Source organism: Pantoea osteomyelitidis (genome assembly GCF_044342975.1).
GTDB lineage: Bacteria > Pseudomonadota > Gammaproteobacteria > Enterobacterales > Enterobacteriaceae > Pantoea > Pantoea osteomyelitidis.
Map to the genome: position 1 here is coordinate 365,591 of NZ_JBGFSN010000003.1, position 25,375 is coordinate 390,965.

Annotated in this window: 18 protein-coding genes; 10 read left to right on the plus strand and 8 right to left on the minus strand. The window is 55.0% G+C overall.

Annotation, left to right across the window (positions count from 1 at the left end):
* Positions 1 to 191 precede the first annotated feature (191 nt).
* The 9 genes from carA to ABU178_RS04025 all read left to right on the plus strand — a co-directional run bounded on the left by carA (position 192) and on the right by ABU178_RS04025 (position 13,810).
* Positions 192 to 1,340, plus strand: a complete 1,149-nt coding sequence (gene carA, locus ABU178_RS03985; RefSeq protein WP_397212195.1) for a glutamine-hydrolyzing carbamoyl-phosphate synthase small subunit — start codon at positions 192 to 194, stop codon at positions 1,338 to 1,340.
* 14 nt (positions 1,341 to 1,354) lie between these two features.
* Complete coding sequence (carB, locus tag ABU178_RS03990) at positions 1,355 to 4,579, plus strand: carbamoyl-phosphate synthase large subunit (protein WP_397212197.1); 3,225 nt, start codon at positions 1,355 to 1,357, stop codon at positions 4,577 to 4,579.
* Positions 4,580 to 4,810: 231 nt separating this feature from the next.
* Positions 4,811 to 5,953, plus strand: coding sequence for a porin (locus ABU178_RS03995; RefSeq protein ID WP_397212199.1), 1,143 nt, complete (start codon positions 4,811 to 4,813; stop codon positions 5,951 to 5,953).
* Positions 5,954 to 6,200: 247 nt separating this feature from the next.
* Positions 6,201 to 6,683, plus strand: a complete 483-nt coding sequence (folA, locus tag ABU178_RS04000) for a type 3 dihydrofolate reductase (RefSeq protein WP_397212201.1) — start codon at positions 6,201 to 6,203, stop codon at positions 6,681 to 6,683.
* A 463-nt stretch (positions 6,684 to 7,146) separates the two neighbouring features.
* Positions 7,147 to 8,457 (plus strand): OprD family outer membrane porin, encoded by a 1,311-nt coding sequence (locus ABU178_RS04005; RefSeq protein WP_397212203.1) that lies wholly within the window; start codon positions 7,147 to 7,149, stop codon positions 8,455 to 8,457.
* Between the two features lie 33 nt (positions 8,458 to 8,490).
* On the plus strand, positions 8,491 to 9,366 hold the full coding sequence (gene surE / locus ABU178_RS04010; RefSeq protein WP_397212205.1) for a 5'/3'-nucleotidase SurE: 876 nt from the start codon (positions 8,491 to 8,493) through the stop codon (positions 9,364 to 9,366).
* Between the two features lie 149 nt (positions 9,367 to 9,515).
* Positions 9,516 to 10,364, plus strand: a complete 849-nt coding sequence (gene licT, locus ABU178_RS04015; protein ID WP_397212207.1) for a BglG family transcription antiterminator LicT — start codon at positions 9,516 to 9,518, stop codon at positions 10,362 to 10,364.
* Between the two features lie 140 nt (positions 10,365 to 10,504).
* Positions 10,505 to 12,400 carry a PTS beta-glucoside transporter subunit IIABC gene (gene bglF, locus ABU178_RS04020; protein WP_397212209.1) on the plus strand — a complete coding sequence of 632 codons (1,896 nt, stop codon included), beginning with the start codon at positions 10,505 to 10,507 and terminating at the stop codon, positions 12,398 to 12,400.
* Between the two features lie 15 nt (positions 12,401 to 12,415).
* Positions 12,416 to 13,810: a glycoside hydrolase family 1 protein gene (locus ABU178_RS04025; protein ID WP_397212211.1), complete on the plus strand. Its 1,395-nt coding sequence runs from the start codon at positions 12,416 to 12,418 to the stop codon at positions 13,808 to 13,810.
* A gap of 40 nt (positions 13,811 to 13,850) precedes the next feature.
* On the opposite strand, the gene apaH is transcribed toward ABU178_RS04025, so the two are convergent.
* The 6 genes from apaH to lptD are packed head-to-tail and all read right to left on the minus strand — an operon-like array spanning position 13,851 to position 20,640.
* On the minus strand, positions 13,851 to 14,684 hold the full coding sequence (apaH, locus tag ABU178_RS04030) for a bis(5'-nucleosyl)-tetraphosphatase (symmetrical) ApaH (protein ID WP_397212213.1): 834 nt from the start codon (positions 14,682 to 14,684) through the stop codon (positions 13,851 to 13,853).
* Between the two features lie 58 nt (positions 14,685 to 14,742).
* Positions 14,743 to 15,120: a Co2+/Mg2+ efflux protein ApaG gene (gene apaG / locus ABU178_RS04035; RefSeq protein ID WP_397212214.1), complete on the minus strand. Its 378-nt coding sequence runs from the start codon at positions 15,118 to 15,120 to the stop codon at positions 14,743 to 14,745.
* Between the two features lie 4 nt (positions 15,121 to 15,124).
* Positions 15,125 to 15,949: a 16S rRNA (adenine(1518)-N(6)/adenine(1519)-N(6))-dimethyltransferase RsmA gene (gene rsmA / locus ABU178_RS04040; protein WP_397212216.1), complete on the minus strand. Its 825-nt coding sequence runs from the start codon at positions 15,947 to 15,949 to the stop codon at positions 15,125 to 15,127.
* Positions 15,942 to 16,934: a 4-hydroxythreonine-4-phosphate dehydrogenase PdxA gene (gene pdxA / locus ABU178_RS04045; RefSeq protein WP_397212218.1), complete on the minus strand. Its 993-nt coding sequence runs from the start codon at positions 16,932 to 16,934 to the stop codon at positions 15,942 to 15,944. Before pdxA ends, rsmA begins: the two co-directional genes overlap by 8 nt.
* Positions 16,924 to 18,219 carry a peptidylprolyl isomerase SurA gene (gene surA, locus ABU178_RS04050; RefSeq protein WP_397212220.1) on the minus strand — a complete coding sequence of 432 codons (1,296 nt, stop codon included), beginning with the start codon at positions 18,217 to 18,219 and terminating at the stop codon, positions 16,924 to 16,926. Before surA ends, pdxA begins: the two co-directional genes overlap by 11 nt.
* A 54-nt stretch (positions 18,220 to 18,273) precedes the next feature.
* Positions 18,274 to 20,640 (minus strand): LPS assembly protein LptD, encoded by a 2,367-nt coding sequence (lptD, locus tag ABU178_RS04055; protein WP_397212222.1) that lies wholly within the window; start codon positions 20,638 to 20,640, stop codon positions 18,274 to 18,276.
* A gap of 182 nt (positions 20,641 to 20,822) precedes the next feature.
* On the opposite strand from lptD, the gene djlA reads away from it, so the two are divergent.
* Positions 20,823 to 21,641: a co-chaperone DjlA gene (djlA, locus tag ABU178_RS04060; RefSeq protein WP_397212224.1), complete on the plus strand. Its 819-nt coding sequence runs from the start codon at positions 20,823 to 20,825 to the stop codon at positions 21,639 to 21,641.
* A 46-nt stretch (positions 21,642 to 21,687) separates the two neighbouring features.
* On the opposite strand, the gene rluA is transcribed toward djlA, so the two are convergent.
* Positions 21,688 to 22,341, minus strand: coding sequence for a bifunctional tRNA pseudouridine(32) synthase/23S rRNA pseudouridine(746) synthase RluA (gene rluA / locus ABU178_RS04065; RefSeq protein ID WP_397212226.1), 654 nt, complete (start codon positions 22,339 to 22,341; stop codon positions 21,688 to 21,690).
* 36 nt (positions 22,342 to 22,377) lie between these two features.
* Positions 22,378 to 25,284 carry an RNA polymerase-associated protein RapA gene (rapA, locus tag ABU178_RS04070; protein WP_397212228.1) on the minus strand — a complete coding sequence of 969 codons (2,907 nt, stop codon included), beginning with the start codon at positions 25,282 to 25,284 and terminating at the stop codon, positions 22,378 to 22,380.
* Positions 25,285 to 25,375: the final 91 nt, after the last annotated feature.

Here is a 25,375-nt window from a genome sequence, read left to right on the forward strand (position 1 = left end):
CCTGCTTTTAACATTCAGATTGCCGAAAAAAACAAAAATATCGCCCGGCAGGGTAGACAAGCCTGGGGGCGATCATTAGAATGCGCGCAATTTGCCAAAAAACGCCCGGTCAGGCGGTTTTTGCATTGATTCAGGTGGCTATCATGAATTAATATGCAAATATTGTGACTGTTTATTCCCTGGAGGATGTTTTGATTAAGTCAGCGCTCTTGGTTCTGGAAGACGGAACCCAATTCCACGGTCGGGCCATCGGGGCAACAGGATCGGCAGTGGGGGAGGTCGTTTTCAATACGTCAATGACCGGTTATCAAGAAATCCTCACTGATCCTTCCTATTCCCGCCAGATCGTCACCCTCACTTATCCCCATATCGGCAATGTTGGCGCCAACGCCACCGACGAAGAATCTACCCGAATTCATGCTCAGGCCCTGGTTATTCGCGATCTGCCGCTGATCGCCAGCAACTTTCGCAGCGAAGAAGGGCTTTCCGCTTACCTGCAGCGCAACAACATTGTCGGCATTGCCGATATCGACACGCGTAAGCTGACGCGTCTGCTGCGTGAAAAAGGGGCGCAGAACGGCTGTATCATTGCCGGTGATAATCCGGATGCCGCGCTGGCTCTGCAAAAAGCGAAAGCGTTCCCCGGCCTGAAAGGGATGGATCTGGCGAAAGAAGTCAGCATCAAAGAGAGCTACCAGTGGGCTCAGGGAAGCTGGACGCTGGAAACTAACCTGCCGGAACAGAAGAAAGAAGAAGAGCTGCCTTACCACGTAGTGGCCTATGACTACGGCGTGAAGCGCAATATCCTGCGTATGCTGGTGGATCGCGGCTGCCGCCTGACGGTGGTGCCGGCGCAAATGTCGGCGGAAGAAGTGCTGAAGCTCAATCCGGACGGGATTTTCCTCTCCAACGGACCTGGCGATCCGGAGCCGTGCGATTACGCCATCGACGCCATTAAAGCCTTCCTGGAAACCGACATTCCGGTGTTCGGTATCTGTCTGGGCCACCAGCTGTTAGCGCTGGCGAGCGGGGCGAAAACCGTCAAAATGAAGCTGGGCCATCATGGCGGCAACCATCCGGTAAAAGATTTCGATAACGATACCGTGATGATTACCGCGCAAAACCACGGCTTCGCCGTTGATGACGCTACGCTGCCGGACAATCTGCGCGTGACGCACGTCTCGCTGTTTGACCAGACGGTGCAGGGTATTCATCGCACCGACAAACCAGCCTTCAGCTTCCAGGGTCATCCGGAAGCCAGTCCGGGCCCGCACGATGCCGCGCCGCTGTTCGATCACTTTATCGAACTGATTGAAGCCTACCGTTCAAAAGCTAAGTAATCAGGAGCTTAAAGATGCCAAAACGTACAGACATAAAATCCATCCTGATCCTTGGCGCCGGTCCGATTGTTATCGGCCAGGCTTGCGAATTCGACTATTCCGGCGCGCAGGCGTGTAAAGCGCTGCGTGAAGAGGGCTACCGCGTCATTCTGGTGAACTCTAACCCGGCAACCATTATGACCGACCCGGAAATGGCCGATGCGACCTATATCGAGCCGATTCACTGGGAAGTAGTGCGTAAGATCATTGAAAAAGAGCGTCCGGACGCGGTGCTGCCGACCATGGGCGGCCAGACGGCGCTGAACTGCGCGCTGGAGCTGGAGCGTCAGGGCGTGCTGGAAGAGTTCGGCGTGACGATGATTGGCGCCACGGCGGACGCCATTGATAAAGCGGAAGACCGCCAGCGCTTCGACAAGGCGATGAAAAGCATCGGCCTTGAAACCGCCCGTTCCGGTATCGCACACACCATGGAAGAAGCGCTTAAGGTCGCTGAAGATGTGGGCTTCCCCTGCATCATTCGTCCTTCCTTTACCATGGGCGGCAGCGGCGGCGGCATCGCTTACAACCGCGAAGAGTTTGAAGAGATTTGCGAGCGCGGCCTCGACCTTTCGCCGACCAATGAGCTGCTGATTGATGAGTCGCTTATCGGCTGGAAAGAGTATGAGATGGAAGTGGTGCGGGATAAAAACGACAACTGCATTATTGTCTGCTCCATCGAAAACTTCGATGCTATGGGCATCCACACCGGCGACTCCATCACCGTTGCGCCAGCGCAGACCCTGACCGACAAAGAATATCAAATCATGCGTAACGCCTCGATGGCGGTACTGCGTGAAATCGGCGTGGAAACCGGCGGTTCTAACGTGCAGTTTGCCGTGAATCCGAAGAATGGTCGCCTGATCATCATCGAGATGAACCCGCGCGTATCGCGCTCATCCGCGCTGGCTTCGAAAGCCACTGGCTTCCCGATCGCCAAGGTCGCAGCCAAGCTGGCGGTGGGCTACACCCTTGATGAGCTGGTGAACGATATCACCGGCGGACGTACTCCGGCCTCCTTCGAGCCTTCCATCGATTACGTGGTCACCAAGATCCCACGCTTTAACTTTGAAAAGTTCGCTGGCGCCAACGACCGTCTGACGACGCAGATGAAGTCAGTGGGCGAAGTGATGGCGATTGGCCGCACTTTGCAGGAGTCAATGCAGAAAGCGCTGCGCGGCCTGGAAGTGGGCGCAACCGGCTTTGATCCGAAAGTTAACCTCGACGACGCGGAATCCTTAACCCGTATTCGCCGCGAGCTGAAAGATGCTGGTTCCGACCGTATCTGGTACGTGGCGGACGCCTTCCGTGCCGGCATGTCCGTGGACGGCGTGTTTAACCTGACCAACATCGATCGCTGGTTCCTGGTGCAGATTGAAGAGCTGGTGCGTCTGGAAGAGCAGGTTGCGCACCAAGGGATTAACGGCCTGAATGCCGATTTCCTGCGTCAGCTGAAGCGCAAAGGTTTTGCCGACGCGCGTCTGGCGACGCTGGCGGGCGTAGCGGAAAGCGAAATTCGCAAGCTGCGTCACCAGTTTAACCTGCATCCGGTTTATAAGCGCGTCGACACTTGCGCCGCCGAGTTCTCCACCGACACCGCCTATATGTACTCCACCTATGAAGAGGAGTGCGAAGCTAACCCGAACCAGGATCGCGACAAAATCATGGTGCTGGGCGGCGGTCCGAACCGTATCGGCCAGGGCATCGAGTTTGACTACTGCTGCGTACACGCCGCGCTGGCGCTGCGCGAAGATGGTTTCGAAACCATCATGGTGAACTGTAACCCGGAAACCGTTTCCACTGATTACGACACTTCTGACCGCCTCTACTTTGAACCGGTAACGCTGGAAGATGTGCTGGAAATCGTGCGCGTCGAGCAGCCGAAAGGGGTAATCGTGCAGTACGGCGGGCAGACGCCGCTGAAGCTGGCGCGTGCGCTGGAAGCTGCAGGCGTGCCGGTTATCGGCACCAGCCCGGATGCCATTGACCGTGCGGAAGACCGCGAGCGTTTCCAGCAGGCCGTGGATCGTCTGGGCCTGAAGCAGCCCGCTAACGCCACTGTCGCCACGCTGGAGCAAGCGGTAGAAAAAGCGGCGACTATCGGTTATCCGCTGGTGGTGCGTCCCTCTTATGTGCTGGGCGGCCGCGCGATGGAAATCGTCTATGACGAAATTGACCTGAAGCGCTACTTCCAGACGGCGGTATCGGTCTCTAACGATGCGCCGGTACTGCTGGATCGCTTCCTTGACGACGCGATCGAAGTAGACGTCGATGCCATCTGCGACGGCGAGCGCGTGCTGATTGGCGGCATCATGGAGCACATTGAGCAGGCGGGGGTTCACTCCGGTGATTCAGCCTGTTCACTGCCGGCCTACACGCTGAACAATGAGATTCAGAACGTGATGCGCCAGCAGGTTGAGAAGCTGGCCTTTGAACTCTGCGTGCGCGGCCTGATGAACGTGCAGTTTGCCGTGAAGGACAACGAGGTTTACCTGATTGAGGTTAACCCGCGCGCTGCCCGTACCGTGCCGTTTGTCTCCAAGGCTACCGGCGTACCGCTGGCGAAAGTCGCTGCCCGCGTGATGGCGGGTAAAACCCTTGCCGAACAGGGCGTCACCGAAGAGGTAATCCCGCCTTACTACTCGGTGAAAGAAGTGGTTCTGCCGTTCAACAAGTTTCAGGGCGTTGACCCGATCCTTGGCCCGGAAATGCGTTCTACCGGCGAAGTGATGGGCGTGGGCCGCACCTTTGCGGAAGCTTTCGCCAAAGCGATGCTGGGCGCGCAGAGCAACATGAAGAAGAGTGGACGTGCGCTGCTATCGGTGCGTGAAGGCGATAAGAAACGTATCGTGGATCTCGCCGCCAAGCTGCAAAAATTCGGCTTCGAGCTGGATGCGACGCACGGCACCGCCGTAGTGTTGGGCGAGGCGGGGATCAATCCGCGTCTGGTGAACAAGGTGCATGAAGGGCGTCCGCACATTCAGGATCGTCTGAAGAACGGCGAGTATGCCTATATCGTGAATACCACTGCAGGTCGTCAGGCGATTGAAGATTCCAGGCTGATTCGTCGCAGCGCGCTGCAGTACAAAGTGCACTACGACACCACGCTGAACGGTGGATTTGCCACCGCAATGGCGTTGAATGCAGACCCGACGGAGAAAGTGATCTCCGTGCAGGAAATGCATGCACTAATTAAAGGCTGATGTTTTAGCCTGATAAAACGGCTCCTGCGGGAGCCGTTTTTTTATCTGTGATTTAGCCTGCTAAATTTTGCGTGACATACAATTTACCTTAAGTTGAAAAAGTTCCCTCTTTTTGGAAACGAAACTCAAGCAAAAGCACGAATTCATAATTCAGACTCTTCCTGGATAAATAAATACCAGTGTAATATTTGTCCGCCTGACTACCGGGCTTTATTTATTCAGGGATAACTAATGAAAACCTCTTTGCGTGTTCTTTCGCTTTGCTGCGGTGCAGCGCTTATGACGGCATCTTTTGCCAGCCAGGCGGAAATCACATTATTAAAAATGGATCCTCAGGCAAACGATCCGCTGAGCCGTTTAACTTTCCAGTTCGGCGGCAGTATTCGTCCGCAGGTTAACCATCAGACCGGTGGGAAAGACAGTTCTTACAAACGCGACGGCTTTGATGGCGGCACGCGTTTCCGTTTTGGCGCAGAGTATGCGCTGTTTGATGACGTCAGCTGGGTAAGCTACTACGAGCTGGGCGTGAATATTCCCAAGGTGTTCGGCTGGGATGATCATTATGCCGACGGCGCCAATAACACCACGCGTCGCCAGCTCTATACCGGGCTGAAAAGCAATACCTGGGGTCAGCTGACCTTTGGCCAGCAGAACAGCATTTATTACGATGTGGTCGGCGCCAAAACCGATATCTGGGATTACGATATGCTGGCGCAGGCGCCAGGCAACGGCATCAACGGCGACTACGATGGTTCATACCGTTCACGTAAGCAACTGAAATATAAAAATACCTTTGGCGATGTCGATGTTTACGCCTCTTACCTGTTCGAGGATAACAACTATCTGCCGGGTAACGGCTTGCGCTATAAGCGTCAGGGCGGCGGTTCGCTGGGCGCGGATTATCATATCAACAAGGATTTGACCTGGGGCACAGCGTGGAACTATACCCATGCCGCCATGCGTAACTCGAACAACGGCGACAGCAAAGAGTACGATCAGAACATTATCGGCACGGCGCTGAAATGGGCGCCGGGCAACTGGACCTTCTCCGCAGGCGGCGGCTGGTATCAGAACTTCCTGCTCACCAAAAATGCGGACGTGAAGGATTACTTCGCGGGCGATGCCTGGGGCGTTGAATACTTTGCTGGCTACAAATTCCCGATTGAGCAGTACGCGGTTAAAGCGATTCAGCCTTACTTTATGGGCGACCGTCTGGAGTATGCCAACGGACGTGATTACCAGCGTATTGATAATGGCCTGGGTATTACGCTGTTCCTCGACTACGGCTTCCGCGTCGATTATGAGCACGTCTTTACCTCAAGCACGGATGATTTGGGCGACATGAACCTGGTGCGTCTGCGCTACGATTTCTGATGCAGTAAAAAACGGCTCCCTGCGAGCCGTTTTTTTCAGGCTTAAGGCGATTATTTTCCTTCTGCCGCTTTAGCGGTGAAAACTGGCGGCATGGCCCATGCTTTCCGCTTAGGGTGGTTCAATATTCTGTACAATAACAAAATAGCGGTGGCAAAAAAGCTTTACGTAAATACCCACTTATCCCTATCGACGAAAGTTTCACCTTTACGTATGATGGCGCCAATTTTTTCCCTGTGAGTCTTTTATCATGATTAGTCTGATCGCGGCATTGGCAGCGGATCGTGTCATTGGTATGGAAAACGCCATGCCGTGGAACCTGCCTGCTGATTTGGCCTGGTTTAAACGTAATACCCTGAATAAGCCGGTGATTATGGGGCGTCGGACCTTTGAATCCATTGGTCGCCCGCTGCCTGGTCGGTTGAATATTGTGGTCAGCAGCAAACCGGGCGCGGCGGAAGGCGTCACCTGGGTAACCTCGCTGGACGAGGCGGTTAAAGCGGCTGGTGATGTTGAAGAGATGATGATCATCGGCGGTGGCCGTGTGTATGAGCAGATGCTGAAACGCGCCGACCGTCTCTACCTCACCCATATTGATGCGGAAGTGGAAGGGGACACGCAGTTTCCCGACTACGAGCCGGATGAGTGGCAATCCACTTTCAGCGAGTTTCACGATGCTGACGCGCAAAACTCGCACAGCTACTGCTTCGAAATTCTCGATCGCCGCGCATAACTGCTGGTAGAGCTATACGAATTCGTTATACGGCTTTTCCCATTGTTCAGGAGAAGCCGTTAATTCAAAAGATAACTATTTCTTATTATCTTATATTGCATATCGTCGTTACTTGTTTTTGTAATTAACCATCCCCGACCTGGATTTTTATAAAAAATTTTGGCTGTGATCACAAAGTAATTATTTAACTTTGGCTGGCGCTTCGCTTTTTGCAGTTTGTGGTGATATGATTTGCCCATTATAACATTGGGATTGTTACTGAATAACAGGCGAAACCCAGATGCGAGCTTCCTTTTTTGCGGAAGTACGCATCTGGGTTTTTTTATGGGGGAAAGTCAGATTCCTTTAAATGAATCTTTTCATTATTAGTTAAATAAATTGTTTTATAAAAAAAGATTGGCATTGCGGATATCGCTGTAATGCAATAAAGAATCAGGAATGTTTAAGACTATCAGGGAAGAATATGAAAAAAATTACGCCTACACAACGTGTGATTACCGGTGCTTTTTTGTTGTCTATCTCAGGCTGTGCCGTTGCCAGTAACGTTGTTACCGATAGCCATCTCGATCTGACTCTGAAAAATGTTGGCCTGATCAATACAACCGACAGCCTTTCAGCAGCGGGTGTCAACGATCAAATCGCCTGGGCGCAGGCGCTGCATCTCGACTGGCAAAGCGGTTGGTATCAGGATGTTGTTGGCCTGAATGCCTCCTGGTACGGCGTGACGAAACTCTATGCCAGTGACGATTTTATGGGAAGGGATGTCCTGCGCGATAACCATGGTCACGCGGAAGGCTTTAACAAATTAGGAATGCTCTATTTGAAAGCGCGCTGGGAGGAGGGACAACAAAAACTTCAGGTCAATGCCGGTTGGCAGCCGCTGGCAAAGTTTGGCGTTTTGAACATCACGCGCAGCCGTGGTGCGCCTGATAGCTGGGAAGGCATCAGCGCCGACGGCACGACAGGCTCGCTGCGTGCCCGAGGGGCGTTAGTCACGCGCTTTTCAGAACGCGACTCGCCCGATAAAAGTCGTTTCTACACGCTGCGCGGCAATAAACGCATCGGTTATATCGCTACCGGCGACCTGACCTGGTCTCCCGGGCAAACCACATCAATTCGGCTGGTGGCTGGCGGCAGTGAAAATTATTTGCTGCGTCAGGGTATAGAAATCAGCCAACGCTGGCCTGTCAGCGAAGGTATAACGCTGCTGAGCCGCGGTGTTTTTTACCATAACCGTGGGCTAAGCGAGTGGGAGGGGGCGCGCGGTTTTACCCACAGCGCACAGCATTTCTATGGGCAGTTCGGCATGCAGTATGGCGATGCTGAAACGGGCGTGGGCTGGTCAAAAACCCGGGCAAAACTGGATGGGGGGCTGGGACACTTTTACTGGCACTTCGGCAAAAACAGTCGCGGCTTTATTAACTCAGCCGCAGATGGCGAAGGCAACGATTATATCAATGATGGCGAACAGATGATCTATCTCTATAGTCAGTATCGCCTGACGCCGCGCCTGCTTACCGGCGTATATGGTAATTACGGCTATAACATCCGCTATCAGGGAGTCGGGCTGCATGAATGGGAATATGGTGCCTTTGCAGCCTGGGAACCGGAGAGCATCAAAAACCTGCGGCTGTTCCTTGGACTGGGGCCAAGCTACAGCTGGAAGCTTAATCATCATGGCCAGCCATGGCTTAGCGCTGATGGGAAAAACTTTCATCGTGCCAAAGGCGTTGGCGGCCTGCTGAGCATAGAGTACCAATTGGGTCTGTTTTGATTAACTGAACCTTTATTGAAAAGGAGTTTAATAATGAAAAAATCACTGTTGGCCATCCTGCTACTGGCCGGTTTACAAACGGGAGCCTGGGCAGAACAACGCCCGATGCGGATTCTTATCGTCAACGATGACGGCTGCGCTTCTTTTGGCTCCACGCAATTGCAGGAGCAGTTAACGGCCAAAGGGTTCGATGTCTGGTTAGTCGCTCCGGCCACCAACCAGAGCGGCATTGGGTCAGCCATTACTTTCCGGCCAAATCAGCTATTCGATTTGAAAAAAACCGGCGAAAAGCGCTACTGCTTTCCGGGCACACCAGCCGATTCGCTGGATGTCGCGGTGTTAGGTCTGATGAAAAACAACCCGCCGGATCTCGTTATTTCCGGTGTCAATGACGGCCCTAACACCGGCGCTGTGCAGCTTAATTCCGGTACGGTCTCTGCGGCGGTGCGTGCAGTGCGCTATGGTTATCCCGCTATCGCCGCCAGTATTGGTTACCTGGCCGATGCGGAAGAGATGAAAAATGGCTGGCCAGCGACGAAAAACCATTGGCCGGATTCGGTTAACTATGTCGTGTCGCTGGTAGAACAACTGCATAATAAATGGCAGCCAGGTCATTCACCCTTACCCTCTCATTCTGGCGTGAGCATTAATTATCCGCCTCTGGCAAAAGAAAATATCAAAGGCGTGAAATATATTGTTAACGAACCCAACCCAACGCCGCAGTTTACCTATCAATTTACGGATGAAGGAAAAGTCCGACAGCAATTACGTGATGAAGTATTACGTCCCTCTACGGCCGATAATGATACCGGCTGGCTGAATAAGGGATATATTACCTGGAACATTTTCGATGGTGATATAAATGCGCCACAAAAAGAATCAGAATACCGAAATATTTTTGCAAACTAATATAATCCCGGCCTGGCCGATCTGCCTCACAAATTACCGCGTTCTTTATTGAGCCAGTAATAACTTTCCCTGATACTGTTTCAGGTTGTGACGGAGTGAACAGGCGAACCCCGATAATTGACGATCGGGCTCGATCTCAGGGAGAGGCAATGAAGATCGCCAGAATACTTAACAATAATGTGGTGCTGGTAATAAACCACCAGCACCAGGAACAAGTGGTTATGGGGCGCGGTCTCGGATTTCAAAAGAAGATCGGCGATACGCTTGATATAGATAAAATCGAAAAAATTTTTGCCTTACAAAGTAGTGAGCTGATGGCGCGTCTGAGCGAACTGCTGCAACAGATCCCGCTCGAGGTGATGACTACCAGCGAACAGATCATTGCGCTGTCACGCCAGCGGCTGGGACCCTTGCATGAAAACCTCTATATCAGCCTGACCGATCATTGCCATTTTGCGATTGAACGGCATAAAAAAGGCATCGTTATCCGCAATGTACTGTTGTGGGAAATTAAGCGACTCTACCCACGTGAATTTCAGCTAGGTATGGAAGCGCGGGCGATGATCGCACGCCGTCTCGGTGTGACGCTGGCCGAGGATGAAGCGGGGTTTATCGCCTTGCACCTGGTCACGGGACAACTGCATAACCAGATGCCGGAGGTGATGCACATCACTCGCGTGATGCAGGAGATCCTGCATATTGTAGAGCAGCAGATGCAGCTGAATTATGACGAGGGTTCGCTCAGCTATCAGCGCTTCGTCACCCATTTGAAATTTTTTGCGCAACGTATGCTGACACGCGCGCCGGTTGCTGAAGATGATACTGCTCTGCAACAGGCAGTGCGTAACAGCTATCAACAGGCCTGGCGCTGTGCAGGAAAGATCAAGCAGCACCTGGCCCGTCACTATCAGCGGGAGCTGACGGATGAAGAGTGTATGTTTTTGACAATACATATTGAGCAAGTGCGCAAAGAGAACCCGCTGACGCTAAGCCACTAAGCGCATCTTTACAGGCAAGCAAACTGGATTGTCACTGCTGCGGCAGGCAAAACCAGGGCTGGCTTTCCCTCTACAGGGCGAGTCGGCTCTGGTTTTTTTGTTATGGCGATCGGCATACATCAAAAAGGGAGAAGTTAACGATGGCGGGATATCAGCAACTGGCTGAAGCGATAGTAAGCGGCATCGGGGGCAAGGAGAACGTCATTGACGTGTTGCATTGTGCTACCCGCTTACGTTTTACGCTCAAGGATTGCGCGCAGGCGGATGCCGGGCGGCTCAAAAAGCTGGAAGGCATTATCATGGTCGTGGAGGCTGGCGGCCAGTTTCAGGTCGTGATTGGTAACCATGTGCATGATGTTTATCTGACGTTACTCCAGATACTGGGGCTGCAAGAGGAGAGCTTAGGGGGAGCCAACACGGGTAAAGTGAAAAACAATCTGCTGGCGCGCTTTATCGACCTGGTTTCCGCCATCTTTACTCCTTTTCTGGGCATCATGGCCGCCTCGGGAATACTAAAAGGTTTTCTGGCGCTGGCGCTGGTTTGTGGCTGGACCACCCGCAGCAGCGGCACTTATCTGGTGTGGTTCGCTGCCAGCGATGCGCTGTTCTTTTTCTTTCCGCTGGTGCTCGGCTATACCGCAGGTAAGAAATTTGGCGGCAGCCCCTTTCTCACCATGGCGGCTGGCGGAGCGTTAATACATCCGCTGATCCGCACGGCTTCTGAAAATGCATCGCAGGCCACCAGCACTTTTTTCTCCTTGCCGCTGACCTTTATGGACTATAGCACGACGGTAATTCCCATTATTTTTGCCGCGTGGATCTGCTGCTGGCTGGAAAGGCGGCTGAACAGCATAATGCCCCAGGCGATTAAAAACTTTGTCACACCTCTGTTTTGCCTGATGGTTACCGTACCGCTCACTTTTTTGCTGATCGGGCCGCTGGCTATCTGGGGCAGCCAGCAGTTGGCAAACGGCTTTCAGATCATTTATGACTATGCTCCTTTGCTGGCCGGGCTGTTTCTCGGTTCGGTCTGGCAGGGGTGCGTGATTTTCGGGCTGCACTGGGGACTGGTGCCGCTGATGATCAACAATCTCAGCGTATTGGGCTATGACACTATGGCGCCGCTATTGTTAGCGGCCGTGATGGGGCAAATTGGCGCAGTATTAGGCGTGTTGCTGCGCACGCGCGATGCGAAACAAAAGATGCTGGCTGGATCTGCGGCGCTTGCTGGTCTGTTTGGCATTACCGAACCCGCTATCTATGGCATTACCTTACCGCTGCGGCGTCCTTTCTTTTTTGGCTGCCTGGCCGGAGGCATTGGCGGTGCGGTGACAGGTTATTTTCACAGTCGTATTTGGTCATTCGGCCTGGTCAGCATTTTTTCTGTTGCGCAGATTATTCCCCCGCATGGTCTGGACAGTACGGTGATTGGGGCGATTACCGGTTCGATTGTGGCCCTGCTGCTTGCCTGCCTGCTGACTTTTTTTGCTGGCGGCATAAAGAGGAGGATGCATGAAGACGAAACAGCAAGCGCGTCCCGGCAGGAAATGGAGAAGGAGCCAGTGGCAGATGTTGTCGCAGCACATACCATCCTGGCTCCGCTCAGTGGCAGTTTGTTGCCGCTGGAAAGGGTGCCAGACCCCACCTTTGCCAGTGGTCTGCTGGGAATGGGCACGGCCATATTGCCTGCGACAGGAACGGTTGTCGCGCCGTTTTCCGGTGAAGTAGCGACGTTGGTTGATACTCATCATGCGATCGGTCTGCGCAGTGATGAAGGGGTTGAATTATTAATTCACGTCGGTATCGACACGGTGAAACTCAACGGCGAGCATTTTACTGCTCTGGTGAAGCCCGGCGATCGCGTCATGTCGGGTGATCCTTTGCTGACGTTTAACCTTCAGGCGATTTCCGCTGCCGGTTTTGATCTCACAACCCCGATTATTATCTGTAACAGCGAAGCCTGGGCTTCTGTTTGTGTAGCGACCTCAGCGCCCACGTTAACGTCTGGTACGCCGTTGCTGATCGTTAATCATTAACAAAAGGAGTGATAGATGGATTTATTTCCGCGCAATTTTCTCTGGGGCGGCGCTATTGCGGCAAACCAGGTAGAAGGAGCATGGCGTGAGGATGGCAAAGGAGTTTCCACTTCAGATATGCAGCCACAGGGCGTGTTTGGCCCGGTGGTTGAGCGCCAGCCCGGCGACAGCTACATCAAAGATATTGCCATCGACTTTTATCATCGTTACCCCCAGGATATCGCGCTGTTTGCCGAAATGGGTTTCACTTGCCTGCGTTTATCCATCGCCTGGACGCGAATTTTTCCTGATGGCGATGAAGAACAGCCAAACGAAGCCGGGCTGGCTTACTATGATCGACTGCTGGACGAGCTGGCCCGTTACGGCATTCAACCGCTGATTACGCTGTCGCATTACGATATGCCGTGGGCACTGGTAAAAAACTATGGTGGTTGGGGGAATCGGCAGCTTATTGCTCTGTTTGAACGCTATGCGCGTACGCTGTTTATTCGCTATCAGCAAAAGGTAAAGCTCTGGCTAACTTTTAATGAGATTAATATGTCGCTGCATGCGCCGCTGACCGGCCTCGGACTGGAGGGGCAACCTGATAAGACGGCAGTTTACCAGGCTATTCATCATCAGATGGTAGCCAGCGCACGCGCAGTCAAAGCCTGTCACGAAATCATTCCTGACGGTCGTATCGGCAATATGTTATTGGGTGGGCTGACCTATCCGCTTAGCGCTAAACCAGATGATGTACTGGCCGCACTGCAGGAAAATCGCCGCTGGCTCTTTTTTGGCGATGTGCAGGTCCGGGGGCGCTATCCCGGCTATATGCTACGTTATTTTCGTGAGCAGGGGATTCGGCTGCATATCACGGAAGAAGATAATGCCGCGCTGCAGCACAGCGTCGACTTTATCTCGTTCAGCTACTATATGTCCGGTTGCGCAACGGCGGATAAAAAGAAAGCACAGACGCTGCGCGGAAATATTCTCAGCATGATACCGAACCCGCATTTGACCAGCTCGGAATGGGGGTGGCAGATCGATCCCATTGGCCTGCGCATCCTGTTGAATATGTTATGGGATCGCTATCAGAAGCCGCTGTTTATCGTTGAGAATGGTCTGGGTGCACGGGACAAGCTGGAGGCAGGCAATGTCATCAATGATGACTACCGCATCCGTTATCTGAACGATCACCTGATTCAGATTCGGGAAGCGCTGCAAGACGGGGTCGAGGTGATGGGGTATACCAGTTGGGGGCCTGTCGATCTGGTGAGTGCGTCCAAAGCGGAGTTCAGCAAGCGCTACGGCTTCATTTATGTCGACCAAAACGAGCAGGGTAATGGCAGTTTAGAACGTTACCGTAAGAAAAGCTTCCACTGGTATCGCGACGTCATTTCCAGCCGCGGAGCGACGTTGCAAAGGTAGCAAAGGCAAGGGCAGGGACAATGCCTGTCCCTGCCCGGCATCATTGTTCTTCCAGCGACTTAGTACGGTTCGATGCCTGAACATAATATTGGCCGCTCTCCCAATGCAGCAGCGTCAGCGTGCCGCCCCAGCAACAGCCGGTATCCAGACCGATAATGCCTTCCGGCGTGCCTTTCCCTTCCAGCGAAGCCCAGTGCCCAAACACAATGGTATAGTCACGCGCGACCGGACTCTCGATCTGAAACCAGGGCCTGAGCGGCGGCGGCGCGGATGCTGGCGTCTCTTTGCAGATCATATCGAGCTGGCCATTAGGGAAGCAGAAGCGCATGCGCGTCAACGCGTTAGTGCTGAAACGCAGACGCGCCAGGCCGGTCAGATCGGGCGTCCAGTTATTGGGCATGTCACCGTACATCGCATCCAGAAACAGCGGATAGCTGTCGCTGGAAAGCACCGCTTCCACTTCGCGTGCACACAGTTTTGCCGTCTCCAGATCCCATTGCGGCGTAATGCCGGCATGCGCCATGACCAGCTTTTTCTCTTCATCGATCTGTAGCAGGGGCTGACGACGCAGCCAGTTGATCAGCTCATCCGCATCCGCCGCTTCCAGCAGATGGGTGAGACGATCTTTCGGCTTGTTGCGGCTGATACCGGCAAATACCGCCAGCAGATGAAGATCGTGATTGCCGAGCACCAGCCTGACGCAATCACCAAGTGATTTGACGTAGCGTAAAACCTCTAGCGAGCCAGGCCCGCGCGCCACTAAATCTCCCGTCAGCCAGAGCGTGTCCTGGGCTGGATCAAAGTGCACCTGCGCCAGTAAAGCACGCAGCTCGTCATAACAACCATGGACGTCGCCAATCAGGTATGTACTCATTTATTGTAATCCGGTATGAAAACAGCAAGCCCGGACAAGCCGGGCTGATTCAGAAAACTTAGTGGATATGGGATTGTACCGCGAGTCGGAACACCGGAATGTCGACGTGGAACGGATCGCCCTGCTCATCAACCATTCTGTAATGACCCTGCATGGTGCCCATTGGCGTCTCAAGAATGGCCCCGCTGGTGTACTGGTATTCGCTGCCGGGGGCAATCAGCGGCTGTTCGCCGACCACGCCTTCACCCTGCACCTCGGTTTCACGTCCGTTACCGTTGGTAATCAGCCAGTATCGTCCCAGCAGCTGCACCGCGCTGCGCCCCAGATTGCGAATCGTCACCGTATAAGCGAAAACATAGCGATCCTCATCCGGGGAAGATTGCGACTCGATATAGAGACTCTGCACCTGGATACATACGCGGGCCGATTCACTCATGGACTCAGTTCTCCTGCGGTTCGCCCTGGTGGCTGCTCAGCCAGTTGGCTAACTGGCAATACTGCGCCACCGAAATATTTTCTGCGCGCAGCGTCGGATCGATGCCCATCTCATCCAGCGCTTCAACGCTGAACAGATGACCCAGACTGTTACGCAATGTTTTACGACGTTTGCCGAAAGCTTCGGTGGTGATGCGACTCAACATCCGCACGTCGCTGACCGGATGCGGCGGCTGCTGGAAGGGAACCAGACGTACCACGGCAGAGTCGACTTTGGGGGCTGGCGTAAAGGATTCTGGTGGGACTTCCAGCACCGGAATCACCTGACAATAGTATTGCGCCATCACCGTGAGCCTGCCGTAAGCTTTGCTGCCGGGACCGGCAACCAGACGGTTCACCACCTCTTTCTGCAGCATGAAATGCATGTCCTTGATCGAACCAGTATAGCTGAAAAGGTGGAACATCAACGGCGTAGAGATATTGTAGGGCAGGTTGCCGAACACGCGCAGCGGTTGCCCTCGCTCCTGCGCCAGGCTGGCGAAATCAAAAGTCATCGCATCTTGTTGAAAGATGGTGAGCTTGGGACCGAGAAAGGGATGCGTTTGCAGACGCGCCGCGAGATCGCGGTCGAGTTCGACTACCGTCAGCGCATCAAGATGCTCGCCTACCGGCTCGGTCAGTGCGCCCAGGCCGGGGCCAATCTCCACCAGCGCCTCTGAGCGTTGCGGATGAATGGCGGCGACGATGCTGTCGATAATGTACTGATCGTTCAGGAAGTTCTGCCCGAAACGTTTACGGGCGTAGTGCCCCTGATGGACGCGATTATTCATTACTGCTCTTAATCATGGTAATGGCGAGGTTAAGCGCCGTGATAAAGCTGCCCGGCTCCGCCTGCCCTAAACCGGCAAGCTCAAGGGCGGTGCCGTGGTCAACTGAGGTACGGATAAACGGCAGGCCAAGGGTGATATTCACCGCGCGGCCAAAACCCTGAAACTTTAATACCGGCAGCCCCTGATCGTGATACATCGCCAGTACCGCATCGGCGTTGTTCAGGTACTTCGGCTGGAACAGCGTATCCGCCGGCAACGGGCCGGTAAGCTGAATGCCCTGCTGGCGCAGCGCGTCCAGCGCCGGAATAATGGTATCGATCTCTTCCCGCCCCATATGGCCGCCTTCGCCCGCATGGGGATTCAGGCCGCAAACATAAATATGCGGCTGAGCAATACCAAACTTCTGCTGCAGATCGCGATGCAAAATGGTGACGACCTCGTGCAGACTTTCACGCGTAATGGCGGCGGAAACGTCTTTCAACGGCAGATGCGTAGTCGCAAGCGCCACACGCAGCGCTTCTGTCGCCAGCATCATTACCACGCGATCGCCACCGGCGCGATCGGCAAAAAATTCGGTGTGGCCGGTAAACGAGATACCGGCGTCATTGATCACGCCTTTATGGACCGGACCGGTCACCAGCGCGGCGAATTCGCCGTTCAGGCAGCCGTCGCAGGCGCGCGCCAGCGTCTCCAGCACGTAATGGCTGTTAGCAACGCACAGTTCACCTGCCTTCACCGGCTGCGCCGTTTCCAGCGGCAGCAGGGTCAGACTTCCGGCGCGCTGAGGCTGCGCGGCCGCATCGGGCTGATATTCACGCAGCGTAAGCGGCAGGCCAAGCGCTGCCGCACGGCTTTGCAGCAGTTCCGCTGAGGCACAGACCACCAGCTCGACCGGCCAGTCATACTGCGCCAGCTGAACGGCGAGATCGGGACCAATCCCGGCGGGTTCGCCGGGCGTGATAACCACACGAAAATTACTGAGCATTGGCATCCAGTATCTTCACGTAAGCGCTGGCGCGCTGTTCCTGCATCCAGGTTTGCGCTTCTTCAGCAAATTTGCGGTTGAACAGCATGCGATAAGCGCGCTCTTTTTGCGCCGCGTCGGTTTTATCTACCTGACGGGTCGCCAGCAGCTCGATCAGGTGCCAGCCAAAGGAGGAGTGCACCGGCTGGCTCAGCTGACCTTTCTGCAAACGCAGCAGGGCGTCGCGGAAGGCGGGATCGTAGACTTCCGGCGTGCTCCAGCCGAGATCGCCGCCCTGATTGGCTGAGCCTGGATCTTCAGAGAACTGCTTCGCCGCCGCCGCAAAGGTGGTTTTCCCGCTGCGGATATCGGCGGCAATCTGCGTCAGCCTGGCGCGTGCCTGGTCGTCGGTTTGAATCGGCGACGGCTTCAGCAGAATATGGCGCGCATGCACCTCGGTAACAGAGATGTTTTTGCTTTCGCCGCGCAGGTCATTCACCTTGAGAATATGGAAGCCGACGCCGGAACGAATCGGGCCAACGATGTCGCCTTTTTTCGCGCTGCTCAGCGCACGGGCAAACAGCGTGGGCAACTCTTCAATTTTGCCCCAGCCCATGTTGCCGCCTTTCAGCGCCTGCGGATCGGCAGAGTAGGTCACGGCCAGCTTGCCAAAATCAGCGCCGCCGTTCAGCTCGCTTACCAGCTGCTTCGCCAGCGCTTCCTGATGGTCCACCTGCTCCTGCGTCGGGTTTTCCGGCAGCGGCAGCAAAATATGGCTGACATTCAGTTCCGTGCCCTGAGTATTTTGCGCGGCCAGCTGGGTGGAAAGGGTATCCACTTCCTGCGGCAAAATCGTCACGCGACGACGAACTTCATTGTTGCGCACTTCGGCAATCAGCATCTCTTTGCGAATCTGCGCGCGGTAATCGTTATAGTTTACGCCGTCGTAGGCCAGTCGGCTGCGCAGCTGATCGGCACTCATATGGTTTTGCGCGGCGATGTTCTGGATCGCCTGATCCAGCTGCTGATCGTTGATTTCCAGACCCGCTTTTTCACCCATCTGCTGAATAATGTTATCCATGATCTGACGCTCAAGGATCTGATGACGCAGAGTACGATCGTCCGGCAACTGCTGTCCGGCCTGCTGCGCCTGGCCCTTGACGGTGCGCATCATGCTGTCAACGTCACTCTCCAGAACCACGCCGTTATTGACCACGGCGGCGACTTTATCAACCATCTGCGGGGCTGCAAACGCGGTGTTGCCCACCAGGGCCGCACCAAGAATCAGCATTCTCCAGTTCTTCATACTTTATCCATTGTTGTTTCCGCACTGCGGGATTGCCTGTCAAACATCACAACATCAGAAAGCGCGCTGATAAGGAATAATCCCCTGACGCAGCATTTGATCGGTGCCCAAGCCGTAATTAGGACTCAGACCACGCAGCTCAATGTTGAATGAGATTTGGTTATCGTATTGACTGTTATTGTTTTCCCAACCGTTAATTTTGCGCTCGTAGCCCACGCGGATAGCGTAGCAGCAGGAGCTATACTGCAGTCCAAGCAGCTGTTCTGCCGGCTTATTGTTACGCGTGTCGTAGTAATAAGCGCCAACCACGGACCAGGCGTCAGCAATCGGCCAGCTGGCGGTCGCGCCGACCTGAGAGATCCCATTTTTGTAAATAGGGTTATCTATCAGGCTGGAATTGTTCAGCGCGGTCGCCACGTACTCCGGGCTGCTGTAACGGTAGCTAAGCTGCACCATGCGATCCGCGTCACGACGATACTCCAGCACCGTGTTGCCCTGGGCGATGTTATCGAGTTTCGTATCGTACTGAATGCCGCCGCGCACCGCCCAGCGATCGCTAATTTTCCAGTATGTATCGCCAGCCCAAATCAGGCTGCCGGTATCATCTTCCTCACTGGTGTTGTTGACACCGGTGCGGGAAGGGGTAAACGAGTAGATTTGACCCACGGAAACGTTAAAACGTTCAACCAAATCGTTATCATAAATACGGCTTGTTACGCCGGTTGCCACTTCGTTAGCCGAAGCGATGCGATCGAGGCCGCTGTAGGTGCGGTCGCGGAACAGCCCGGTGTAGTCCGTTTGCAGCAGCGTTGAGTCATAAGGATAGATATGGCTCTGATCGCGATAGGGCAGATAGAGGTACTGAACGCGCGGCTCAAGCGTCTGGGTATAGCCCTGCGCCCAGTCCATGTCGCGGTCGAACACCAGGCGGCCATCCACTTTGAACTGAGGCAGCGTACGGTTGACGGTCTCTTTCAGCTGGTTGTTGCGGTCGGTATCGACTGAGTTGTTGTAGTAATTAACGCCATCCTGCTGATAGTGAGTCGCCAGGAACTTCGCTTCGGTATCCAGGCTGGCCCAGCCGTTGGAGAGCGGCAGATCGAGCGTGGGTTCGACATGCAGACGGGTCGCATCCGGATAACGCGAGTTAACGTTAGTGAACTTCACCGCCTGGGCGTAGATACGGCCATCGAACGGACCCATATCGTTTTGATAGTAGTTCAGATCGAGCTGCGGCTGCGCGCGATAGACGTTAGCGTTATTGGTGCCGAATACCTGGAAATCTTTGGTCGAGAGCGTGGCGTCCCAGTTGGTATCGGCATAGCCGATACTGAATTTCTGCGTGGCATAGCCATCGGTAGAGTTATGGTATAGCGAGTCGAGATCGTTGAAATAGTAGCGATCGCTGACTTTGGTGTAGTCCGCGTTGAAACGCCAGTGCTGGTCGTAAACGCCAGAGTGACGCCAGTAGAAGAGCCAGCGGTTGGAGTCGTCATTTTCGGCGATGCCGCGCAGCGCCTTATCGCGATCGTACTGATCGTCCGACGGCAGGTAATCAAACTCCATCAGGCCGGCGCCCGCCTCGGTCAGATAGCGGAACTCATTCTGCCACTGCATCCCGCGGCGGCTCATATAGTGCGGCGTAATGGTGGCGTCCACCTGCGGCGCGATGTTCCAGTAATAGGGCAACATAAATTCGAAGCCGTTTTTACTGCCATATTTCGCATTCGGGATCAGGAAGCCGGAGCGGCGGCGGTCGCCAATCGGCAACTGCAGGTAGGGGCTGTAGAAAATCGGCACCGGGCCGAGCTTGAAGCGCGCATTCCAGATCTCAGCCACTTCTTCCTGACGATCCTGAATCACCTCAGAACCGACCACGCTCCAGCTGTTGCTGCCGGGCAGACAGGAGGTGAAGCTGCCGTTTTCGAGAATGGTGTAGCGATTGTCGCCGCGCAATTTCATCTGATCGGCAACACCGCGTCCCTGACGGCCCACCATCTGATAATCGCCGTTCCAGACGTTGGTATCTTTACTGTCCAGGTTTGACCAGGCTTTCGGGCCTCTCAGGATGACCTGATTATCGTCATAATGCACATTACCCAGCGCGTCCACGGTGCGTACCGGTGTGGTCTGGCCTTCCTGTGTTCGCTGATGCAGCTGGACCTCATCAGAAGTCAGACGGCTGTTGCCTTGCTGAATATTCACATTGCCGCTGAACACCGCGTCATCCGGATAGTTCCCTTTTGCGGCATCTGAATGGATGGTCACAGGCAGCTCATTGGTCTCGCCATTCACCAGCGGACGGTTATAGCTTGGTACGCCCAGCATACACTGCGACATCAGATCGTCGGCAAGGGAAGCCTGACTGTAGAGCGCTGCGCCAATCATGGTGGCCAGCAGGGTAGGTATACGTTTTTTCATACGCGGTATCGAGAATTCCATGAAAACTGGCATCATGCCGACAATCGGGTCAGAGACTAACGTACACTCTGGCGTTGCGCCAGTGTTAATCCTTGTCTGTCCGCGTTGCCGTTAGGCGCTTGGATAAATGACAGGTATGATAAAGCAAATTTAAGCCGCAAGCATGGCGAATTGAGGAGTTTATGCGCTACTGGGGAAAAGTTATCGGCCTGGTGCTGGGGTTGCTTTCCGGCACTGGCTTTTGGGGCATTGTGATCGGCCTGATTATTGGTCATATGATTGATAAAGTTCGGGGTGCGAAGGGACAAAGCTACTTCGCCAACAATCAAACCCGGCAAAACCTGTTTTTTCTGACCACCTTTCAGGTGATGGGTCATCTTACGAAATCGAAAGGTCGCGTCACCGAAGCGGATATTCAGATCGCCTCGTTATTAATGGATCGAATGCAGTTGCACGGCGACGCACGCGGCGCGGCGCAGCGCGCGTTCCGTGACGGCAAGCAGAGCGATTATCCGCTGCGCGCCCGGTTGCGCGAACTGCGCAGCGCCTGTTTTGGTCGTTTCGACCTGATTCGGATGTTTCTGGAAATTCAGATTCAGGCCGCTTTTGCCGACGGTTCGCTGCATCCGAACGAACGTCAGGTGCTGTATGTGATTGCAGAAGAACTGGGCATTTCCCGCAATCAGTTCGACCAGTTTCTGCGCATGATGCAAGGCGGCCAGCAGTTCGGCGGCGGCTATGCGCAAGGTTCCTCGCAGCAGGGCTATCAGCAGGCGCAGCGCGGCCCGACGCTGGAAGATGCCTGTAGTGTGCTGGGAGTGAAAAGCAGCGACGACAGCATGACCATCAAACGCGCCTACCGCAAACTGATGAGCGAGCACCATCCCGATAAGCTGGTAGCGAAAGGGCTGCCGCCAGCGATGATGGAGATGGCGAAGCAGAAAGCGCAGGAAATCCAGGCGGCGTATGATCTGATCCGGCGCGAAAAAGGTTTCAAGTAAAGCTGGCTGCCTTGCTTGCCGGTACGGACAAGCAAGGCGGGGTGATTCAAAAATCGGCGGGCTGACGGAAGGTCATCGCGTTGCCAAATTTCGGATGGGTAATGGTTAAGCTTTCCGCATGCAGCAGCAGGCGCGGCGCCATCGCTTTCGCTTCCGGATGAGCATAAAACCCGTCGCCGAGGATCGGATGGCCCAGCGCCAGCATATGCACGCGCAGCTGGTGGGAACGCCCGGTAATAGGTTTCAGCACCACGCGCGCGCTGTTATCGCTCAGATACTCCACCACCTGATACCCGGTTTGCGCCGGCTTGCCGCTCTCGAAACAGACCTTCTGTTTTGGGCGGTTCGGCCAGTCGCAGATCAGCGGTAAATCCACCCATCCTTCTTCCGGCTGCGGATGGCCCCAGACGCGCGCCACGTAGGTTTTTGATGGCTCGCGCTCGCGAAACTGACGCTTGAGTTCACGCTCGGCCGCTTTGGTCAGGGCGACCACAATAACGCCGCTGGTCGCCATATCGAGACGGTGCACCGACTCCGCCTGAGAAAAATCACGCTGAATGCGCGTCATCACGCTATCTTTATGCTCTTCCAGACGTCCCGGCACGGAAAGCAGGCCGCTCGGCTTATTGATCACTATGATGTGATCGTCCTGATAAAGGATATGCAGCCAGGGTTCCAGCGGCGGATTGTAAGGTTCCATACTCTGTCCGGTACGGGGCCGACTGGCCCCTTGCAATTATTGATGCGTAACCACAATCAGCCGCAGCGCGTCGAGACGCCAGCCAGCCTCGTTGAGGCTTGCCAGTACCTGCTGACGGTTACTTTCCAGCGCCTCGACCTCATCCTCACGGATGTTAGGGTTCACCGCCTTCAGCGCTTCCAGGCGTGACAGCTCGGCGCTCAGCTTCTCGTCTGCTTCGCTGCGCGCCGCCTCGATCAGCGCACGCGCTTCCGGGACGATCTGTTTTTCCGAAAGCTGAAGTATGGCGTGTACATCCTGCTGCACCGCATTCACCAGCTTGCTGCCGGTATGACGATTTACCGCATTCAGCTGACGGTTGAAGCTTTCGAACTCCACTTTGCCGGCCAGATTGGTGCCGTTGCGATCCAGCAGCATGCGAACCGGCGTCGGCGGCAGGAAGCGCGTCAGCTGCAGATGCTTCGGCGCCTGCGCCTCGACCACGTAGATCATCTCCACAAGCAGCGTGCCTACCGGCAGCGCCTTGTTCTTCAGCAGCGACAGCGCGCAGCTGCCGGTATCGCCGGAGAGGATCAGATCCAGACCGTTGCGAATCAGCGGATGCTCCCAGGTGATAAACTGGGTATCTTCGCGCGACAGCGCCTGCTCGCGATTAAAGGTGATGGTGCAGCCATCTTCCGGCAGGCCGGGGAAATCGGGCACCAGCATATGATCGGAAGGGGTCAGCACGATCAGGTTATCGCTGCGATCCTCCTGATTGATACCAACAATATCAAACAGGTTGAGCGCAAAGTTCACCAGTTCGGTGTCGTTATCCTGCTCCGCAATGGCATTCGCCAGCAGCTGTGCAGATTCGCCGCCGTTTGAGTTCAGCTCCAGCAGACGGTCGCGCCCCTGTTCCAGCTGGGTTTTCAGCGCGTCATGCTGTTTGCGGCACTCGTGAATAAATTCATCAAAGCCCTGGGTATTTTCCGGCGCGGCCAGATACTCAATCAGCTGGCTGTGCGCCTTGTCATAAATGGTGCGCCCGGTGGGGCAGGTGTGTTCGAAAGCATCCAGGCCCTCATGATACCAGCGCAACAGCACCGCCTGCGCGGTCTTCTCCAGCCAGGGAACCAGGATCTGAATGTCGTGCGCCTGGCCGATACGATCGAGACGGCCAATACGCTGCTCCAGCAGATCCGGGTTAAACGGCAGATCGAACATGATCAGACGGCTGGCAAACTGGAAGTTGCGCCCTTCAGAGCCGATTTCTGAACAGAGTAGCACCTGCGCGCCATCTTCTTCCGAAGCGAACCAGGCGGCGGCGCGGTCGCGCTCGATAATCGACAGACCTTCATGGAAGACCGCCGCGCGAATGCCTTCACGCTCGCGCAGCACCTGCTCCAGCTGTAAGGCTGTCGCGGCTTTGGCGCAGATCACCAGCACTTTCTCTTTACGGTTGCTGGTGAGGTAGCCCATCAGCCAGTCAACGCGCGGATCGAAATTCCACCAGGTGCCGCTGTCGCCTTCAAACTCCTGGTAAATCTGCTCGGGATAGAGCATGTCGCGTGCGCGCTCTTCAGCGCTTTTCCGCGCGCCCATAATGCCGGAGACCTTGATGGCGGTCTGATACTGGGCTGGCAGCGGCAGACGAATCTGGTGCAGTTCGCGCTTTGGAAAGCCCTTCACGCCGTTACGCGTGTTGCGGAACAGCACGCGGCTGGTGCCGTGGCGATCCATCAGCATGGAAATTAGCTCCTGGCGCGCTTCCTGCTTGCCATCGCGATCGCTGTTGGCGACCTGCAGCAACGGCTCGATATCCTGTTCGCCCACCAGGTCGTTAATCAGGTTCATCTCATCATTAGAGATCGCTTTATCCGCCAGCAGCATGGCGACGGCGTCAGCTACCGGACGATAGTGCTGCTGCTCCCCGACAAACTGCTCGAAATCGTGGAAACGATTGGGATCGAGCAGGCGCAGGCGGGCAAAGTGGCTCTCCATGCCGAGCTGTTCCGGCGTGGCGGTCAGCAGCAGCACGCCGGGAATCTGTTCCGCCAGCTGTTCAATCACCTGATATTCACGGCTCGGCGTGCCTTCTGACCAGGCGAGGTGGTGCGCTTCATCGACCACCATCAGATCCCAGTCGGCATTCGCCAACTGCTCAAGGCGCTGCTTGTTGCGGCGCACAAAGTCGAGCGAACAGATAATCAGCTGCTCAGTATCGAACGGGTTATCGCTGTCGTGCTGCGCTTCGGTATAACGCGCGTCGTCAAACAGGGCAAAACGCAGAGTAAAGCGGCGCAGCATCTCTACCAGCCACTGATGTTGCAGGGTTTCCGGCACGATGATCAGCACGCGCTCAGCGCGGCCCGCCAGAAGCTGCTGCTGGATAATCATGCCCGCCTCAATGGTTTTACCCAGGCCAACTTCGTCCGCCAGCAGCACGCGCGGCGCGTGGCGACGGCCCACGTCATGGGCGATATGCAGCTGATGCGGGATCAGGTTGGTGCGCATACCGCGCAGGCCGCTGATGGCTAAACGATACTGCGCGCTCTGATATTTGCGTGCGCGAAAGCGCAGGGCAAAGCGGTCCATACGGTCGAGTTGACCGGCAAACAGGCGATCCTGCGGCTTGCTGAACACCAGCTTGCTGTCGAGCATCACCTCGCGCATTACCACGCCCGTCTCCTGCGTATCCAGGCGGGTGCCGATATAGGTCATCAGGTCGTTTTCGTTACGCACCTCATCGACCAGCATCTGCCAGCCTTCATGGCTGGTCACGGTATCACCCGGGTTGAACATGACGCGGGTAATCGGAGAATCGTTGCGGGCATAAAGGCGGTTCTCGCCGGTTGCCGGAAAGAGCAGGGTGATCATGCGCGTATCCAGCGCGACTACCGTCCCCAGCCCCAGTTCACTTTCCGTATCACTAATCCAGCGTTGACCCAGTGTAAAAACCATATATTTTTAGCTCGATTCTCTTAACATAATAAAGATGTTCATCCGCCCACAGCCCGTAACCCGTTCATAAACGGCATTTTTTAGGGTATAG